We start from the raw sequence: 20,124 nt of genomic DNA, 5'->3' as shown, positions 1-20,124 counted from the left end.
AAACTTATTGCTTATTTCTTGACTCTATTGCTCTTGCATGTGCTTCTAATCCTTCCAGACGAGCAAACGCTGCTATCTTTGCCGCATTTTCTTCAAATGCTTGTTTGCTGTAGGAAATTATACTTGATTTCTTCTGATAATCTTCTACGTTTAAAGGACTTGAAAATCGTGCTGTGCCATTTGTTGGCAACACATGATTCGTTCCAGCAAAATAATCTCCGACAGGCTCTGAACTATACCGTCCTATAAAGATGGCACCAGCATGGCGAATATGACCTAATAATTCAAATGAATTTTCTGTTATAACCTCTAAATGTTCTGGCGCAAGTTCATTAATCGTATGAACTGCTTCTTCCATTGTATCGGTAATAATAATGAAACCAAAATCCTCTATTGATTTTTGAGCAATTTCTTTTCGTGGTAATGTTTGTAGCTGCTCCTCCACTTCTATTGCAACCTGTTCTGCAAGCTTTCTAGAAGTTGTCACTAAAACGGCACTTGCTCTTGTATCATGTTCAGCTTGTGATAAAAGATCAGCTGCCACTTCATTGGCTTGTGCTGTATCATCTGCAAGAATAGCAATTTCACTTGGACCTGCTATCATATCAATATCGACATCTCCAAATACTTCCCTTTTGGCAAGAGCAACATAGATATTTCCTGGTCCAACAATTTTGTCCACCTTTTCTATGGTTTCCGTTCCATAGGCTAAAGCTGCAACTCCTTGTGCACCGCCAACTTTATAGATTTCTTTTACACCAGCAATGTGTGCTGCAACTAAGACTGCACTCGGAAGTGTACCGTCTTTATTTGGCGGGGAAACCATTACGATTCTTTTTACTCCTGCGACATGTGCAGGAATAACATTCATTAGCACAGAAGAGGGATAAGCTGCTGTTCCCCCTGGTACATATACGCCAACTGAATCTAATGGAGTAACCTTTTGACCAAGAATAGAACCATTTTCCTTTGTTATCATCCAAGAAGACTTTAACTGGTTAGCATGATAGCTGCGAATATTTTCCGCTGCCTCTTTTATAATAGAAACCATTTCATCATCTACATCATTAAATGCAGCTTGTATTTCTTTTTCTGTAACAAGAAACTCCGATATAATCGACTGGTCAAATTTTTCTGTATATTCTTTTAGTGCTTTATTTCCGTTTTTTCTTACATTTTCAATAATTTCTTTAACAATGGTTCTTTGTTCTTCTGTCCCTGAATCTACAGAGCGTTTTATGAAGATATCTTCTCCACCGTTCACTATTTTCATCTGGCGACTCCCCTTACACATTCCATTTCAACTAATTAATGAATTTGATTTAATTACATTATTCAGTCTTTCTACTAATTCGCTGATTCTTTGATCTTTCATTCGATAACTGGCTGGATTTACAATTAATCTTGAGGTAATCTCCACAATTTTTTCATATTCTACCAATCCATTTTCAACTAATGTTTTTCCAGTTGAGACAATATCTACAATTCTATCGGATAAACCAATAATTGGTGCCAGTTCAATAGAACCATTCAATTTGATAATTTCCACTTGTGCACCTTGTTCGCGGAAATAGGCTGCAGCTACATTTGGATATTTTGTTGCAATTCTTGGTGCGATATCATTTAACTCTGTATTTGGCAGTCCAGCAACAGCTAAGTAACAAGCACTAATAGTTAAATCAAGCAGCTCATAAACATCTCGTTCTTCTTCCAGCATCACATCTTTTCCTGCAATGCCTAAATCAGCTACTCCGTGTTCCACATATGTTGGTACATCCATCGGCTTTGCTAAAATAAACCGGAAATTTTCTTCCTTTACATCGATGATTAATTTGCGTGAATCATCAAATTCAGGAGGCAGCTTGAATCCAGCTTCACGCAATAAATTTGCTGCTTCTTCAAAAATCCGTCCTTTTGGCATGGCAATTGTCAATACATCCTTCATTTCACAACCTCCATTCCTGTTTTTCCAACTAAAAGGGTAACTTCTGCATATTGATTTGTGCATGCATCCACGTTTCCTACGCCATTTATATCTTGCGTAATCACTTTCCATCCGGCTGCCCTTTTTTCTTTTGCAAGTTCAAATGCTTCTTTTCTGTGGTCTCCACTAAATAGAATACACTGAATATTATTGGTTCTTTCTAATTTTCCAAGTGCTTCTAATAAATGATCAATGCGGATGGCAAAGCCAGTTGCACCTGTTGCCTTTCCAAATTTTCCAAGAAGTAGATCATATCTTCCGCCACTTCCAATCGGAAAACCAACACCTTCAGCATATACCTCATATAAAATTCCAGTATAATAACTCATATGGCTTACTAATGTTAGATCTAATTTCACTCTTCCTGTTTCTTTATAATCGGATAAAATACTCCATAACTGTTTTAATTCCTCAATCGCTTTATTGCCTATCCCATCTTCAATCAATTGATTAGCAAAATCAATCACTTCTTCTCCGCCTCTTAATTTTAAGAAATGATTCAATCTTTGTTTATCAATACTGGATAATGACAGCTTCTCAACATGCTGACGATAGCCAACATAGTTTTTTTCGTATAAATATTTTGTCAATGCCTCTGCTCTTTCTTTTGTTCCTAAAATTTGCAAAAAGAAAGCTTGCACAAATCCGATATGGCCAATAGAGAGCTGAAAGTTTTTTACTCCTGCTTCTTTTAATGAAGAGATCATTAAAGCAATTCCTTCTCCATCTGCACTGATCGTTTTGTCCCCTATATATTCAACTCCGATTTGTTCAAATTCTGCTGGGCGTCCGCCTTCACGCTGTTGGGCACGAAATACGGATGCATTATAAGCAAGTCGCAATGGCAAGTCTTCACTTAACAGCTTGGATGCGGCAACTCTGGCAATTGGCGCCGTCATATCTGGGCGAAGGACTAATGTATGCCCTTGTTGATCTAATAATTTAAAAAGCTGTTGATCTAAAATAGCAGAAGCTGATCCAACTGTCTCATAATATTCCAATGTTGGTGTCTCAATAAATTGATAGCCCCATTTTTTTATATCTTCTTCCATTTGTCTTTTTACTTTATTTTTTGTTTCGTATATTTCTGGTAATGTATCTCTCATGCCTAATGGCTTTTCAAACATAAATAGACTGCTCATCTTAACACCTCATAAAAAGTTTTCCAAATACTTTAGTTCGCTAATATACTACCAAATTAAAGAGTTATTTGTAGTTTACTCTTCCCTCTACAATTGGTCAAGTAAAAAAACAGACTTTTCTCATCATTCTCACAAACTTTTTTCTATTGTTATGTATAGATTCCCCTGAAGTATCTTTCTTACTTTAGACTGCCTTGAAAAGTGAATTTGCTCTTTTGAATGGTCCGCAGTCAGAATACACTTCGCTTTCCATGGGGCGAGCGGTGAGCCTCCTCGCTGCACTGCGGGGTCTCACCTGTCTCGCAATTCCCATAGGAGTCTTCGTGTATTCTGACTGCTCTCTGACTCAAACTCAGATTATAAAAAATGGAATGCTGCTTTTTTTCATGTGGCATGGTTGCATGGGTGTCTATCCTGAAAAAAGGCTTTGGTTCTCTCAATGAGTCCGCAGCCTGCATACACTTCGCTTTCCTGCGGGCGAGCGCCGAGCCTCCTCGCATGCGCTGTGGGTCGAGTAGACGGGAGCCTCTCCGAAATGGATTGTGCTCCGCTATCCCTCTAAGAACCGTGCGTGCGGAATTACCGCACACGGCTCCTCCCTATCACCTTTTACAAAATGTTTCATAATGTTTCATTCTGCTATCCTTACTGGTTTTGTTTCCATTCCATCACTATCTCCGTGTATAGTAAATGTTTCTCCATAAGGGCTGTAATAGGGTAGCTGCCTTTCCTCCATCAGAATTACCCGATTTCATTGGTACTACGCAGCTATCCGACTTCCTGTCAGCTTTTGGCTTGCTTGCTTTTTATCGCTTGGTTCGCCATACTCTCTATTTACTTAGAAAGACTAAACAGGATCTCCCGAGTTGCTACCATATATCGATGTATAACGTGCCGTGGTCACCGACTCCGAAGAGGTTTCCATTTTCTCGCCATTTTGCGAAAATAGAAATATTGCTTTCTGTGGAGACCAACACATCAGCCCTCTTAAAGGAAGATTTCGGAGCTCTATCCCTTCAACCATTTGGCTTACGGCCCATTACCTCACTGTCTACGCTTAAAACCAAGAGTTACCCCTTGCCCTCCAAGACTCGCTACGAGTGAATGGCTAGTTCTTTCTCGATGGGAATTCCACCCACTATATATGGCAACCTAGGCTCGGTCGCTCGGTCTCGTCTTTCTCGCATTGCCGCGGGAGTCTTCGTGTATTTCGGCTGCTCTCTGCTTTAAACTTTCAATATGGAAACTGCTTTGTGCTTGAAATAGACAAACTGAATGTCTGTCTAAAAATTACGAAATCTATATTATTCTAAAAAAAGACAACCCAATAAAATAAGACACTATCATTTGAAAAAGAAAGCTGTTATTTCTGGTTGGTTTAGCTCTCTTTTTAGATGATTTATCTTATCTTGGGTTGTCTTCTTTTTATTCGACAATATAAACGGGATTATTTTTTTTTCGTTCCTTCATTTCTGCTGTGGAATAAATTATTTTCATCGGATTGCCGCCAACAAAACTTCCTGCAGGCACGTCTTTATGTACAAGTGTACCAGCTGAAACAATTGCACCATTTCCAATTTTTACGCCTGGCAGTATTGTTGTGTTTGCACCAATCATCACTTCATCTCCGATTTCTATTTCACCTAATCTATATTCTTCAATTAAATATTCATGAGCCAGTATCGTTGTATTATATCCTATAACTGTATTTTTACCGACTTTTATCTTTTCTGGAAACATAATATCGAGCATTACCATTAATGCAAACGAGGTTTGTTCCCCAATTTTCATACGCAGAAAAGTTCGAAACAGCCAATTCTTACAACGTAAAAATGGCATATATCTGGCTAACTGAATAATGATGAAATTTTTGACTACCTTTAAAAAAGGTACTGTTTTATAAACATGCCAAAGTGAATTCGCTCCACTAACCGGATAACGAGTCGTTCTTCTCATTCACTCTTCACTTCAGGAATAGACAGTAAATCTTTCATATTATCAAAAATATAATCTGGATTATATCCTTTTAGAAATTCTTTTCCCTTTAATGACCACGCTACACCAGCTGTTAACGTTCCAGCATTTTGACCTGCTTGTATATCATGATAGTTATCTCCTACCATAATTGCCTCTTCTGGTTTCGCCTGTAATTTTTCTAATGCTAATAAAACTGGTTCTGGGTCTGGTTTTGCTTTTTTCACATGATCAAGTGCTACAATAACATCAAAAAACTCATCAAGCTTTGTCAGTTTCAAACCCATATCTACAACATCAGCTAACTTTGTCGTGACAATCCCTAGTTTAAAACCTTGTTCTTTTAATTCTTTAATCGTTTCGTATACTCCGTCAAAAATAGTAACAATCTTATCATGATTTGCAAGGTTATAGGTTCGATAGATTTTAATCATTTCTTCCGCTTTTTCTTTATCAATTCCGCTAAAGACTTCCACTAAAGTCGGTCCCATAAAAGGGAGAATATCCGCTTCTTTATATTTGCCAGGAAAATATTGTTCTAGTGTATGAAGATAGGAGGCAATGATCAATTCATTTGTATTTATTAAGGTTCCATCTAAATCAAATAAAGCTGTATTTATTTTTCTGCTCATCTTATTCTTCCTTTCTTGCATAAGCATAACCGTATTTCTTATTAGTGCGTGTTCAAAAAGGAGGATAAAAAGGACCAAGAAGTTCGAGGCGGCTTTACTTTGAGCATCGTAGCGTATGGTATGGATACGTGAGAAGCGGAAAAGTGAAGCCAACGAAGAAATTCGACGTGTCATTTTTACCAGACTTTTTAAACAACCTCTATTAATAATTAGAATCTAAATAACGTTGTTTAGCCATGCCCGTTTTACGTCTGATTACCATTGTGATGATGGCAAGAACAATTAAACCAAGGGAAATTAACTGTGCCATTCTAAAATCACCAACCATTAAGCTGTCTGTTCGCAATCCCTCAATAAAGAACCGGCCGATAGAATACCAAATAACATACGATAAAAAGAGTTCGCCAGACCGTAAATTTACTTTTCGCAAAACAAGCAAAATAACAAATCCAAGTATGTCCCATAATGATTCATATAAAAAAGTTGGATGATAATAAACACCATTAATATTCATTTGATTAATAATAAATGCTGGCAAATGTAAATTCTCTAGAAAAGAACGACTTACTTCTCCGCCATGAGCTTCTTGATTAATAAAGTTTCCCCATCTGCCGATTGCTTGTCCTAAAATAATACTAGGTGCGGCAATATCCGTCATTTTCCAGAAATATATATTTTTTTTCTTCGTAAATATGTATGTTGTAATAACTGAGCCAATTAAAGCACCATGAATTGCAATACCGCCATGCCATATTTTCGGAATATCACTTAGGTGATTACTATAATACTCCCATTCAAAAATAACATAATAAATTCTTGCCGAAATAATGGCAATTGGAATAGCCCATAACATTAAATCTGGAAAATCATCTTTATCTAATCCTCTTCTGTTTCCTTCTCTTATCGCTAATAAAAGGGCAAGAATTAATCCTACTCCAATAATAACTCCATACCAACGAACATCAATCCCACCAAGCGAAAAAGCAATAGGATCTATTGGCTTTACTTCTCCCACATTCTTTCCTCCTTAACCACCTTTATACTATCTATCCCGTTTATTCATGATCTGAAATAACATTAGCAAGTTTGTTTGTAAATTGCTGTGCAGCATTTACGCCCATTCCTTTTAAACGAAAATTCATTGCTGCAACTTCAATAATTACTGCTAAATTTCGACCAGGACGTACAGGTATAGTTAGTTTCGTTACATCTGTATCGATTATTTTCATTTTTTCTTCTTCCAGTCCTAATCGATCATACTGTTTATTTTGTTCCCATAGCTCTAATGACATAACAATAGATATTTTTTTATAACTGCGAACAGCTCCTGCACCAAATAATGTCATGACATTAATAATGCCTAGCCCACGTATTTCTAATAAATGCTCAATTAATTCAGGAGAATTGCCGACAATCGTATTTTCATCTTCTTGACGAATTTCAACACAATCATCTGCTACTAAACGGTGTCCACGCTTTACTAATTCCAACGCTGTTTCACTTTTCCCTACTCCACTTTTTCCTGTAATCAATACACCTACACCATAAATATCAACTAAAACTCCATGGACTGCTGTTGTCGGTGCTAATTTTCTTTCTAAGAAATTAGTTAATCGGCTGGAGAATAGAGATGTTTTTTGTTTAGAACGCATGACTGGAACAGAATATTGTTCAGACGCTTCTATTAATTCTGCTGGAACTTCCATATTTCTTGTAATAATCACCCCAGGTGTAATATCTCTACAAAGTTTTGTCAATCTAGACTTTCTTTCCACTTCATCTAATCTGCTGACAAATGATAGCTCTGTTTTACCTAATAATTGTACACGCTCTGCTGGATAATAGTTAAAATAGCCTGCCATTTCCAAACCAGGTCTAGATATATCACTTAATGAAATCGGTCTGTTAATTCCTTCTTCACCACTTATTAATTCTAAATCAAATTCCTCAATCACATCTTTTATAAGTACTTTTGCCATTAGAGCTCCTCCTTTAAAGGGTTCAATGCTGTTTAGACTCTCAATTCCTAGTTCATTTAAACATTCACTTTATTTTAGCATTATTCACCAAATTTATGCTAGATTCCTTATCTAAAACTAGATAAATCATTTTGAAACCGACATAAGGGGAGCTATCAATGACTTTTTATGAAGAAAAAAACCTTCTAAGTACCATCTAAGCTCCCTCTCCCTTTTTTCTATATGTGCGTGTTCAAAAAAGAGGATAAAAAAAAGGACCGAGAAGTTCGAGGCGATTTGCTCCTGAGCATCGGCCTTCCACGGGATGTGGTGACTTCAACGTTGCTCACAGGACGTGAGCGTTTTTAGTGGAAGAACCTCTAGTTGAATACGTGAGAAGCGGAAAAGCAAACCAACGAAGAAATTCGACATGTCATTTTTACCGGACTTTTTGAACAACCTCTATATGAAAAAATAACTAAGCCGCCACACTTAGTTATTTTTATAAACCACTTATTCCTACGATTATTTCTCTTTATTCTTTAAGAGCGTATTTGAAACGATAAGATTAAATATTGATAATAAAATACTAAAAAACAAACTCATACCAAAACTTGATATTTCAAAACTGTCTCCCATTAACTGTGCTGTTAATGATAAGGTAATAGCATTAATAACAAATAAAAATAATCCTAAAGAAAGTATTGTTACAGGTAATGTAAATAGTATTAATATTGGCTTAACAATGATATTTAACAAAGACAGGATTATACTGGCTCCTATTGCTGCACCGATCCCTGATAAATAAAAATAGTCTTGAAATAATCCTGCAAGCGCAATAAAAAATACTGCATTTATTACAATACCAACGATCCATCTCATTTAACTCACACCTCATTCGGTAAAACAAATATTAATAGCAAATAAATGAACACTAGCGGAAAAAATCCAGTTGAAATCGCCGCAATCACAAATATTAGTCTTGCAAGATTTGCATTTATATTAAATTTCTCTGAAAGTCCACCTATAACCCCTGCTAATTTCCTATTACTTCTAGAACGCATCAATTGTTTCATCTAATACAAACTCCTTTCTAGTTTAACTTTTCTCGACTATTTTTTGAATTTTTATTGATCCAGTTTTCGTATTCGCATCAATTAATGTACGCTTTGGTTCAGATTGCACCGATTGAAACTGAAGTGTTTTTTGAAGAACTTCATTTTTTTCTTCTATTATTTGTATACCCTCTAGTTCAACGTTAAATCCTCCAAAATTCGTTTTTAAACTGCCATTGACTGCTAAGCCCTCATTAACATTAACTTCTATACTTCCAGTTGTTCCCTTTAAATCAAAGTATTCACATACATCCGAATGATTCGTACAAACTAGATTACCGTTAAAGGATTGTAAATCCACCTTTTGGAAATACCCTTCTGCCTTAATTATCCCATTAATTGTTTCAGCATCCAATTCTTCCACAATACTTTTGTCTACTTCAATACTGCCATTTGCCGCATCTGCTTCTACCTTTTTCAATTGACCAGCTATCAGTGTAATTTTCCCATTTGCAGTTTTTGTATACAGTTGGTCTGCTGTTATTTCGTATGTTTTAATGGAACCATTAAATAAGCGAAGTTTAATCATTTTATATTCAGACTTTGGAATATAGATATTTGTGTGAAGCTTCATCCATTTATGAAAAACCTTTATATCTAATTTGTCATTATCAGCAGCAATTCTCACTTCTTTTAGAAATATTTGTTTTGCTTCATCTAATGTTTGCACTCGATAAATTTTTGCTTTACATTCTATTCTAATTTCTTCCTGATCCCATGGAATCAATTCAATTTCGCCATTCGGAATATCTATGTCGATATTGTCTGGTGATATATCCGTATATTGAAAAATATGAGAAACCTCTTCATAATGTCCAAAATTCAAATCTAGATCTACATCTTTTACTTTTTTAATTGTAGTATCGACAAATTCAAATAATTTATCTTTTGCAGATTGAAAATTGAAAGAAGGAATTTCTTTTTTCTTTTCCTTAAATTTAACTTCTTCTGCTAACTCATTTAAAATCTCTTTTTCATCTGCTGTATTTTCTTTCCCTGCGTCTGCTTGATCCAATTTTTCCATTAAAGCAAGAGCTTCCTCAACGGTTAATTTCCCACTTTCCACCAACTGCAAAATTCGTTTTTTCTCATCAGCCATTTTTATTCCTCCATTTATAATAGTCTGTTCAAGAAAACAATTTTTCATTTAAATGTATTATTTATCATGATTCCAAGCACTGTTAATCTAAAATACTATTTATAAGAATTCGCTCCCCATGTTTCCAGCTAAATTCCTATAAATCTAAAATTATTTCTTTGGTGAGACGTCAGTTCGACTCCACGGAATTGCGAGACAGGTGATACCCCGCACAAGGACACCATGAAAAGCGAATAAGAAACCTCGGAAAACCACTTTCTAACTATAAAAAAGATGATGCAATAAATAGGCTTAACTAACAAAAATTGCTATTTTGTGAGCATCCTTTCATTTCACCTCTTTCCATCTAATACGATCAACCCGCAAGAAAGTTTCAAAAGATCATGACAGTGCCTCACCCATTCATTTTTATATTATGTAGAAAGATGTTCATTAAGAATACTGTCCACATGCATTCCTTTTCAGTAAATCGAGTAGGAGGCACATTTCCGTGCCGACCTCTCACACCACCGTACGTACCGTTCGGTATACGGCGGTTCGAAAGTTTATGAAATCACCTTCGATAAGGATTTTAAACCTTGATCTTGCCAATATTGATTATTTAATGCAAGATGTAATATAGGGTTGTTTGATAGGCGCCAATATCCCTTACGGGAGTTGGCGTTCTTTTTAGCTTCTTCCTTATATATCCCAAGTTTTACAAGGTTCTTATATTTCGTTTTAACCTTCTTCCACTCTTTCCACCTACACGCTCTTAACCTACGTCTCGTATGACTATCGATTTTATGTGCGTATTGCTTGATATCCGCGATTTTAAAGTAATTTCCCCAACCTTGTATCAGTTGGTTTATTTTCTTCACACGGAATTCCATGCTTACTCCCCAATTTCGGTTGGTCCATTTCTTTAATTTTTCTTCGAACCTTTTCTTCCGCTCTTTTGGCACAAATACTCTAGTTTTCCTTCCTCTTTGGTAGAAGCTTACTCCTAAGAATATCCGTGCTATCGGCTTTCCCACCGCACTTTTCTCCTGATTCACCTTCAACTTCAATTTTCTCTCGATAAATTGAGTGATGCTTTCTTTTATTCGTTCTCCTGCTTTCCTGCTTTTAACGAAAATATTACAATCATCTGCATACCTCACAAATTTGTGCCCACGCTTCTCTAATTCTTTATCTAATTCGTGAAGCATGATGTTGCTCAGTAACGGACTTAATGGGCCACCCTGTGGTGTTCCTTCTGTATTCGGTTTAATTAACCCATTGTCCATCACTCCTGCTTGGAGATATCTTCTGATTAGTTTCAAGGTTGGTTTATCAGTGATCGTTTTCGCGATAAGCGACATGAGTTTGTCATGGTTAACACGGTCGAAGAATTTCTCTAGGTCTATGTCTACGACAAAATTGTAGCCATCTTCGATATATTGTCTTGCTTGTTCTATCGCTTGATGTGCGCTTCTATTTGGTCTAAATCCATAACTATACGAACTAAATTGTTTTTCAAAGATGGGGGTAAGTTTCTGCACAATTGCTTGTTGAATGACTCTGTCTGTCACGGTAGGGATTCCAAGTTTCCTTGTTCCCCCGTTCGGTTTGGGGATATCCACCCTTCTTACTGCTTTTGGTTTATACTTTCCTTCTCTAATAAGTTCTCTAATTTGTTGACCTTCTTCTTTCAAATAAAGGCGAGTAGCTTCTATATCTTTCGCATCGACTCCTGCTGCTCCTTTATTCCTTTCCACCTTCTTGAAAGCATGGTTCAAATTATCTAGTTCTGTTATCTTTATAATTAGACTTACCGTTGATTTCATATTGTTCCCATGCTGTTGAGGTTGCATAAGGCTAACTCCACTCTATCCGAGAAACTCCGGTTTTCCGAACCTTCTTTTCTCGTATAGTCATTTTGTTTCTGTTTCCTCGTTTCCTTATCAATAACTCTAGCACGGTCGCTCCTTTCGTTCCGTCCTTCTCAAATCCTAGATTTGATACTATGACTTCGGCTGACTTCTCTTGATTCAGCTATCTATCACTAGATAGGTTCCCAATAGGATATTCAAGAGACCTCCCGGGGTAAGTTCACTCGCTTTCTCCTCATCTATCTGCCACATTTATTCTCATTTCATCCGGGGATATTTAGGACTTCATTTTGTTTAGCAAACTCGTCCTGAAATGAAAACCTCTAATGTGATTCGTATACCTCAGACCAAGGATTTGTCTAGGGCTTCCTTCAGATTCCGCGTCACCACGGACACCCTTGCCTTCGACTAATGGTTCGCATATCCCAACGCCCATAGCGGACTTGCACCGCCTAGCTAGTGAACATGCCCGGCACACTAAAAAAAGGAATGCAAAAGCATTCCTCAAAGTTATAGAAATAGCTAGAACTACTAGTCTAAAAAATTTGTCCACATCATTCAAAACCCTTTAAAGAGCAGGTAAATGAAAAAAGTAAAAGCTTATTCGCATTAACCATGCCATTCTTTTAATGAGAAGTGACTTCCTCCATTTTATCGATCCGCTTTTCCATCCGCAATCGATCTCTCTCCAAAATTGGTTTTAAATATTTTCCAGTGTACGATCCTGCAAGTTCTGCAATCTCCTCAGGTGTTCCTGTACCTAAAATAGTACCGCCCTTATCTCCGCCTTCTGGACCTAAATCAATAAGGTAGTCTGTTGCTTTAATTACATCCAAGTTATGCTCAATTACCAATACTGTATCGCCATTTTCCACTAATCGTTGCAGTACAATTAAAAGTCTGGAAATATCATCAACATGTAAACCAGTTGTAGGCTCATCTAATATATAAAATGATTTTCCTGTTGAACGCTTATGAAGTTCAGAAGCAAGCTTAACCCTTTGCGCTTCCCCTCCAGACAAAGTAGTCGCAGGTTGTCCCAATTTAATATAACCTAAGCCTACATCGACTATTGTCTGTAGCTTACGCTGAATTTTGGGGATATTTTCAAAAAACGATACAGCATATTCTACTGTCATTTCCAACACATCAGAAATATTTTTTCCCTTGTATTTGACTTCTAATGTTTCACGATTATAACGTTTCCCATGACAAACTTCACAAGGTACGTATACATCTGGAAGAAAATGCATTTCAATTTTAATAATGCCGTCTCCTCTGCAGGCTTCACATCTTCCACCTTTTACATTAAAGCTGAATCTTCCCTTTTTATACCCGCGCACCTTTGCTTCATTTGTTGCTGCAAATACATCACGAATATCATCAAATACACCAGTATATGTGGCTGGATTGGAGCGAGGTGTACGTCCGATTGGGGACTGATCGATATCAATCACTTTTTCTAGTTGTTCGATTCCTTTTATTTCTTTGTGTTCACCTGGCTTCGCTTTTGCACGATTTAGTTTTTGCGCTAAGCTTTTATGAAGAATTTCATTAATTAACGTACTTTTCCCCGAACCAGAGACACCAGTTACTGCAATAAACATCCCTAAAGGAATTTTGACATCTACATCTTTCAGGTTATTTTCATTTGCACCAATTATTTCAATAAATCTACCATCGCTTTGTTTTCTTTCTAATGGAAGAGGAATGAATTTTTTACCAGATAAATATTGTCCTGTTATCGATTTTTTATCTTTCATTACTTGTTTTGGTGTACCGGTTGCGATAATTTCTCCACCATGAACTCCTGCACCTGGTCCTACATCAATAAGATAATCTGCTGCCATCATTGTATCTTCATCATGCTCTACTACAATAAGCGTGTTTCCTATATCACGCATATGTTTTAATGTTTCTATTAGCTTATCATTATCTCTTTGATGAAGCCCAATGGAAGGCTCATCTAAAATATATAATACACCTGTTAAACGGGAACCAATTTGTGTTGCTAATCGAATCCTTTGAGCCTCACCGCCTGAAAGTGTTCCTGCTGCTCTGCTTAAAGTTAAATAATCTAACCCGACATTTATCAAAAATCCTAAACGCTCCGTTATCTCCCTTAGGATGAGATTAGCAATTTGTTTTTCTTTATCAGTTAAATCTAAATGATAGAAGATATTATTTGCCTCAACAATTGATTTTTCAGTTACTTGCCCGATATGTACCCCATTTATGCGGACTGCCAAAGCTTCTTTTTTTAGACGATAGCCACCACAGGTTGGACAACTCTGCTGTGCCATATATTTTTCCATTTGTTCTCTTATATAATCAGAGCTGGTCTCTTTATAACGTCTTTCTACATTTCGTATGACACCTTCAAACTGAATGTCATTTTCTCTAATTTGTCCAAAATCATTTTCATATCGAAAATGGATTTTTTCTTTTCCTGAACCATATAAAACCTTATCTAAAAGGTTTTTCGGAATATCCTTTATCGGAATATTCATGTCAATTCCATAATGATTGCAAACACTTTGCAATAATTGAGGATAATATTGGGAACTAATCGATTCCCAAGGTGCAATCGCATTTTCCTTTAATGTTAATGTGCGATTAGGAATGACTAAATCAATATCCACTTCTAATTTTGTACCAAGACCGTCACAATCTGGACAAGCACCAAACGGGCTGTTAAAAGAGAATAATCTCGGTTCTAACTCTCCTATAGAAAAACCACAGATTGGACAGGCATGATGTTCGCTAAAAAGCAGTTCTTCTTTTCCGATTACATCAATAATTACCTTGCCTTCTCCAAATTGTAAAGCAGATTCTAATGAATCAGCTAGTCTTGCTGCAATCCCCTCTTTTACCACCAGACGGTCTATTACTACTTCAATATTATGCTTTTTGTTCTTTTCTAGAGCGATTTCCTCACCAATTTCATGCATTTCTCCATCAATGCGCACTCTAACATATCCTTGTTTTTTTATATCCTCCAAAGTCTTAACATGCGTTCCCTTTCTTCCGGAAATCACAGGCGCCAATACTTGAAGTCGCGTTTTTTCAGGATATTCTACTATACGATCAACCATTTGTTCAATGGTTTGAGAGGATATTTCTATTCCATGCTCCGGACAAACCGGTCTTCCAACCCTTGCAAACAACAACCGTAAATAATCGTAAATCTCCGTTACCGTTCCCACCGTTGACCTTGGATTTCTGCTTGTTGTCTTCTGATCAATTGAAATAGCAGGAGAAAGGCCTTCAATTGAATCAACATCCGGTTTATCCATCTGTCCTAAAAATTGACGAGCATATGCTGATAAGGATTCTACATATCTTCTTTGTCCTTCTGCGTAGATGGTGTCAAAAGCAAGAGAAGATTTCCCAGATCCAGATAAGCCTGTAATGACTACTAATTTGTCTCTTGGAATGGTAATATCTATATTTTTTAAATTATGTGCTCTTGCACCTTTAATGATTAATTTATCTAATGCCATTCCCTCACCCCTCTACTTTTAATTCTAATAATAAGTCACGCAACTCTGCTGCACGTTCGAAATTAAGCGCTTTTGCTGCTTCTTTCATCTCTGTTTCCATTTGTGCAATCATAGCATCTCTTTCTTTTTTCGTCAGCTTTTCCAACTTTGCACTAGTTTCATATTCATCTGGATTTTCTGCTACCTGTGTTGCACGTATTGATTCTCGTATTCCTTTTTTAATGGTTTGTGGAATAATGCCATGTTTCCGATTATATTCTTCTTGAATTTCACGGCGGCGTTTCGTTTCACTAATTGCCAGCTCCATTGAATTGGTCATTTTGTCTGCATACATAATAACATGCCCATTTGAATTTCTTGCAGCACGCCCAATTGTTTGAATCAACGAGCGTTCCGAACGAAGAAAACCTTCTTTATCTGCGTCCAGTATTGTCACAAGAGAGACTTCTGGAATATCGATTCCTTCTCTTAATAAGTTAATTCCAACTAAAACATCATATTTTCCAACACGAAGTTCTCTAATTATTTCTATCCGTTCTAATGTTTTAACCTCGGAATGCAAGTATTGCACTTTAATCCCTATTTCTTTTAAATAATCCGTCAAATCCTCTGACATTTTTTTTGTTAATGTTGTAATTAACACTCTTTCGTTTTGTTTAATTCTTTCGTGTATTTCGCCTATTAAATCATCTATTTGCCCCTCTATTGGGCGAATATCAATGGTTGGATCCAATAGACCTGTCGGCCGAATAATTTGTTGCACCATCTCAGGTGTATGTTCTAGTTCATATGGACCTGGAGTGGCAGAAACACATATCATTTGATTAATATGTTTTTCAAATTCCGTAAACGTTAATGGTCTATTATCTAAAGCAGAAGGCAACCGGAAACCATGATCCACCAGTACATTTTTTCTTGCCTGGTCTCCATTGTACATTCCTCTAATTTGCGGAAGCGTAACATGTGACTCATCTATTACAAGCAAAAAATCCTCTGGAAAATAATCTAATAATGTATATGGAGTTGATCCTGCTGGTCGTAAAGTTAAATGTCTGGAGTAATTCTCAATTCCTGAGCAAAAACCCATTTCCCGCATCATTTCTAAATCATAACGACAACGCTGCTCTAATCGTTGTGCTTCCAATAATTTATTATCATCTCGCATCTTTGCCAGCTGTTCTTCTAATTCTTTTTCAATATTTTCGATTGCTACCTTCATTTTTTCTTCTCTTGTTACGAAATGGGATGCCGGAAAAACAGCAATATGGTTACGGTCACCTAATATTTCACCTGTTAGGGCATCTACTTCTCGAATACGATCGATTTCATCACCAAAAAACTCAATTCTTACACAGTGCTCATCACGAGATGCAGGGAAAATTTCGACAACATCTCCTCTTACCCGAAATGTACCGCGTTTAAAATCAATATCATTGCGGTCATATTGAATATCCACCAATTTTCGAAGCAGCTGATTTCTTTCCAGCTCCATGCCAGTTCGTAAAGAAACCACCATTTCTTTATATTCTTCCGGAGATCCTAAACCGTATATACAAGATACACTGGCAACAATAATAACGTCTTTTCTCTCAAACAGTGAGGATGTTGCAGAGTGCCGAAGTTTATCAATCTCATCGTTAATGCTTGCATCTTTTTCAATAAATGTATCTGTCTGAGGAACATATGCCTCTGGTTGATAATAATCATAATAGCTGACGAAATACTCAACAGCATTATTCGGAAAAAACTCTTTAAACTCACTATATAACTGCCCTGCCAATGTTTTATTATGAGCTATAATTAACGTTGGTTTTTTTACTTCTTTTATCACATTGCTTATTGTAAATGTTTTTCCGGTACCAGTAGCACCAAGCAATGTTTGAATCTTTTTGTTCGATTTACTTGCAGAAACTAACTCCTTGATTGCACTCGGCTGGTCTCCTTGAGGAGAATAATTGGAAACTAATTCAAATTCCTGACTCACGTAAACATCCTCCCGTTCAATCCATAAAAACAAAAATAAAATTCATATGTTTGTCTATAAATAATCTTATTACTACCTATTAAAAACCTGTTTTTTTATTGTTAAAACCCTTGAAAATCAATGATTTTGAAGTAATTATCTATTCTTTTTCCTTTTCTAGCTAAAGTTGCTCCAGCATCAACGAACTATTCGATATCCAGCAGAACTTTTGCAATCCTATTTTTTTAGCAACACACGAACATAAGTTCCTTTATTTAGTTTATCAAATTCCAATCTAAAAATCTTCTTTTCCCTAAAAATTTTTTCAGTCTTTATTAAATAAGCAAATTTTCAACTTTCCACAGTTATCCATATATCACCATTCTACCACAAATGCAGAATTTCAAACCAGAAAAACGAACGGATATTCGTTACCAATAAAGGCAGCAAGCCAATTCGAACCACCCTTTTCTCCACGAAAACCAGAAAGTCACCACTCACGAAAAAGATCAGACACCACAAGTGGCAACAAGAAGACTCAACACTCGCCCCATAAAAAGCGAAGCGTATTCCAGCTGCGGACTTATTGAGAGAGACAACCTCTTTTTTCAAGGTAACCACCCATGCAAACAAAATTCACACCATACACATGAAAAGAAGCAGTTTCTCTAAATACGTTGATATGTTGAACAGGGAGCAGCCAGAATACACGAAGACTCCCGTGGGAATGCGAGAAAGACGAGACCCCGCAGTGAGGAGGCTCAACACTCGCCCACAGAAAAGCGAAGTGTATTTTGGCTGCGGACTTATCGAGAGAGACAACCTCTCTTTTCAAAGTAGCCAAAATAAAAAAATGACCTCTTCAAACAGATATCCACAAAGAAGCAGACAACAGTTTGACAAGCCATTCCTTTTATTCAATACGTTTTATCATGCCATCCTTCACCCATTTACTAATCCAAAAACCAGCCGTTAAAGAATAAGCATCCATCACAATTAACAAAAAAGTATTTGTATAGCCTTTATAAACAGAAGCTGCAATCAAAGCCACCGTTAAAATTAATGCAAGAACTCGATTAAAAGTGACTCTTGTAAAAAGCACGACAATTAGTCCAGGAAAAAAAAGTGCAGATAGATATTTGATCACAAGCTCCACCTCTTTATAACTTTAAGCAAATTTCGTTCCATTCACCATTAAACCTAATTTCTCTAAAGCACTCGCTAAATCATTAAAAACAGGTATTTTACTTAAATTAATGCCAAGCTGCACAGCAGTTTGGGCAATCTCTGGTCTTAATCCAGAAAGGAAGGCGCGAACACCTAATAAATTTAATGCTTCAATAACCTGAAAAAGCTGATGTGCCACCATTGTATCAATTATAACAACACCAGATAAGTCGATAAATAAATATTCAACATGTTTTTCACTACACTGCGTTAAGGTTGTTTCCATAATAATATTCGCTCTTTGCGTATCAATATCACCAATTAATGGTAATACCCCAATACCTTTTGTAATCGGAATAACCGGACAGCTAAGCTCATAAATCGTTTCTTGCTGGGCAAATAACTGCTGATGTTTAAACTTATCGTAAGCTTCTATAAAAATATTTGTAAATAAATCAAATGCAAAGTTTGTTAAATCAATCCATTTAAATACAACTGAGACAGTTAACTTTTGAGGATCGTCTGCTGCAAATTTCTCCATGTAAGTCACAAAAATAGCTTTTACTTTATTTAGCTCTTTAATGGATTCCATAATAGGGACAGCATCTCTTGATCGTTTCTCCGCTACGGATACAGCCCAATTAGTTAAATTTTCTTTGTAAACATCCTCTTCTTCTATAAATACTTTGATTACATTTTCCATTAAAGTTCGATGGCTGTTTATCAGTATTTTTTGAGTTTGCTCATCATTATTCAATGAATAAAAAGTGGATGTATTATTTTTTATCGTTTTTAGCCATTCATCACACATTTTATCAATATTTTTATTTAAGTAGATATATAAATCTTTCATACACTCTGACACGAATTTATCCTCCTACTTTTACACTTTAATGTGCCGCTTGAGGTTAGATGAGCCTAACGGAAAACAAGCCTTCTATTGATAAGGAATAATGTTTGCAAGAAAACACACCCTACAGACTAATCAATCATCCTTTTCTAAATTGCTCTAAACCAAGTTATTGCATTACATGAAGAGAAATTTATAACTGCTTGAGTTATTTACTCCTAAATGCTTAATCTCCTATTGCAACAAACTAACTTACGGTTTCCTCATTAAAAAACAAGTCTAATCATGGTTCATTTACCTTTTATTATAAAACGGTATTATTTTTCTAACAAGCAAGTTGTTTTGAAGGAAAGAGATTGAAGGAGTACCAGTGTTTGGAGTTGATATGCTTTTTCATTTTTTTATTAGACCGGCAGCTATAACTTGAAAAAGAGGTTTTACAGAAGAAGATCTTTTTTTGGCATTCCGCACCATGTGAATAATCTCATCTAATTCGTTTGGCGATAATTCCTCTACAATCCAATCCGCTAGTTCCTCATGGTTTATTGAAATACTTTGAAAAGGAATCTTAATTGTACGGCATTTCATCAATTCGTTTCGAATAATATTTATATGATATTCATATTTTGTTAAGGTTGAATGTTTCTGCTCTTCATGAAATGATAAAAACTCTTCTTTTTCCATTCTTCCACCCCTACTTCACCATAATTATTTTCATCTATTAAAATCAATTAACCTTTATTAGTGCGTGTTCAAAAAAGAGGATAATTAGGACCGAGAAGTTCGAGGCGGTTTAGCTTTGAGCATCAGCCTTCCACGGGATGTGGTGGCTTCAACGTTGCTCACAGGACGTGAGCGATTTTAGTTGAAGAACATCTAGTTAA

Annotated in this window: 16 protein-coding genes; all 16 read right to left on the bottom strand. The window is 36.3% G+C overall.

What is annotated here, in order from left to right:
* Positions 1-4 precede the first annotated feature (4 nt).
* The 16 genes from hisD to AC5LWL_RS05285 all read right to left on the bottom strand — a co-directional run bounded on the left by hisD (position 5) and on the right by AC5LWL_RS05285 (position 19,924).
* Positions 5-1,273, bottom strand: coding sequence for a histidinol dehydrogenase (gene hisD, locus AC5LWL_RS05360; protein ID WP_493433363.1), 1,269 nt, complete (start codon positions 1,271-1,273; stop codon positions 5-7).
* Positions 1,274-1,300: 27 nt separating this feature from the next.
* Positions 1,301-1,945, bottom strand: a complete 645-nt coding sequence (gene hisG, locus AC5LWL_RS05355; RefSeq protein ID WP_493433362.1) for an ATP phosphoribosyltransferase — start codon at positions 1,943-1,945, stop codon at positions 1,301-1,303.
* Positions 1,942-3,126 carry an ATP phosphoribosyltransferase regulatory subunit gene (locus AC5LWL_RS05350; RefSeq protein WP_493433361.1) on the bottom strand — a complete coding sequence of 395 codons (1,185 nt, stop codon included), beginning with the start codon at positions 3,124-3,126 and terminating at the stop codon, positions 1,942-1,944. Before AC5LWL_RS05350 ends, hisG begins: the two co-directional genes overlap by 4 nt.
* A 1,425-nt stretch (positions 3,127-4,551) precedes the next feature.
* Entirely contained in the window at positions 4,552-5,082 is a 531-nt protein-coding gene (locus AC5LWL_RS05345) for an acyltransferase (RefSeq protein ID WP_493433360.1), read from the bottom strand.
* On the bottom strand, positions 5,079-5,732 hold the full coding sequence (ppaX, locus tag AC5LWL_RS05340; RefSeq protein WP_493433359.1) for a pyrophosphatase PpaX: 654 nt from the start codon (positions 5,730-5,732) through the stop codon (positions 5,079-5,081). The genes AC5LWL_RS05345 and ppaX overlap by 4 nt, the downstream gene beginning before the upstream one ends.
* A 202-nt stretch (positions 5,733-5,934) precedes the next feature.
* Positions 5,935-6,747, bottom strand: coding sequence for a prolipoprotein diacylglyceryl transferase (gene lgt, locus AC5LWL_RS05335; protein ID WP_493433358.1), 813 nt, complete (start codon positions 6,745-6,747; stop codon positions 5,935-5,937).
* Positions 6,748-6,787: 40 nt separating this feature from the next.
* Positions 6,788-7,711, bottom strand: coding sequence for an HPr(Ser) kinase/phosphatase (gene hprK / locus AC5LWL_RS05330; RefSeq protein WP_493433357.1), 924 nt, complete (start codon positions 7,709-7,711; stop codon positions 6,788-6,790).
* Positions 7,712-8,215: 504 nt separating this feature from the next.
* Positions 8,216-8,572, bottom strand: coding sequence for a phage holin family protein (locus tag AC5LWL_RS05325; protein ID WP_493433356.1), 357 nt, complete (start codon positions 8,570-8,572; stop codon positions 8,216-8,218).
* Between the two features lie 5 nt (positions 8,573-8,577).
* Positions 8,578-8,766: a PspC domain-containing protein gene (locus AC5LWL_RS05320; RefSeq protein WP_493433355.1), complete on the bottom strand. Its 189-nt coding sequence runs from the start codon at positions 8,764-8,766 to the stop codon at positions 8,578-8,580.
* A gap of 22 nt (positions 8,767-8,788) precedes the next feature.
* Positions 8,789-9,904, bottom strand: a complete 1,116-nt coding sequence (locus tag AC5LWL_RS05315) for a DUF4097 family beta strand repeat-containing protein (RefSeq protein ID WP_493433354.1) — start codon at positions 9,902-9,904, stop codon at positions 8,789-8,791.
* A gap of 545 nt (positions 9,905-10,449) precedes the next feature.
* Entirely contained in the window at positions 10,450-11,739 is a 1,290-nt protein-coding gene (ltrA, locus tag AC5LWL_RS05310; RefSeq protein WP_493433353.1) for a group II intron reverse transcriptase/maturase, read from the bottom strand.
* Between the two features lie 644 nt (positions 11,740-12,383).
* Positions 12,384-15,260, bottom strand: coding sequence for an excinuclease ABC subunit UvrA (gene uvrA, locus AC5LWL_RS05305; protein ID WP_493433352.1), 2,877 nt, complete (start codon positions 15,258-15,260; stop codon positions 12,384-12,386).
* 4 nt (positions 15,261-15,264) lie between these two features.
* Positions 15,265-17,244 carry an excinuclease ABC subunit UvrB gene (gene uvrB / locus AC5LWL_RS05300; protein WP_493433351.1) on the bottom strand — a complete coding sequence of 660 codons (1,980 nt, stop codon included), beginning with the start codon at positions 17,242-17,244 and terminating at the stop codon, positions 15,265-15,267.
* 892 nt (positions 17,245-18,136) lie between these two features.
* Positions 18,137-18,370: a CsbA family protein gene (locus tag AC5LWL_RS05295; RefSeq protein ID WP_493433350.1), complete on the bottom strand. Its 234-nt coding sequence runs from the start codon at positions 18,368-18,370 to the stop codon at positions 18,137-18,139.
* 21 nt (positions 18,371-18,391) lie between these two features.
* A complete protein-coding gene (locus AC5LWL_RS05290; protein ID WP_493433349.1) occupies positions 18,392-19,255 on the bottom strand; it encodes an STAS domain-containing protein in 864 nt (287 codons plus the stop codon).
* Between the two features lie 378 nt (positions 19,256-19,633).
* Positions 19,634-19,924 carry a hypothetical protein gene (locus AC5LWL_RS05285; protein ID WP_493433348.1) on the bottom strand — a complete coding sequence of 97 codons (291 nt, stop codon included), beginning with the start codon at positions 19,922-19,924 and terminating at the stop codon, positions 19,634-19,636.
* Positions 19,925-20,124 lie beyond the last annotated feature (200 nt).

This window comes from Niallia sp. WK069_GA_01 (genome assembly GCF_983173855.1).
Note: the sequence above shows the minus strand (reverse complement) of the source record. Positions and strands in the feature narration are given on the sequence as shown.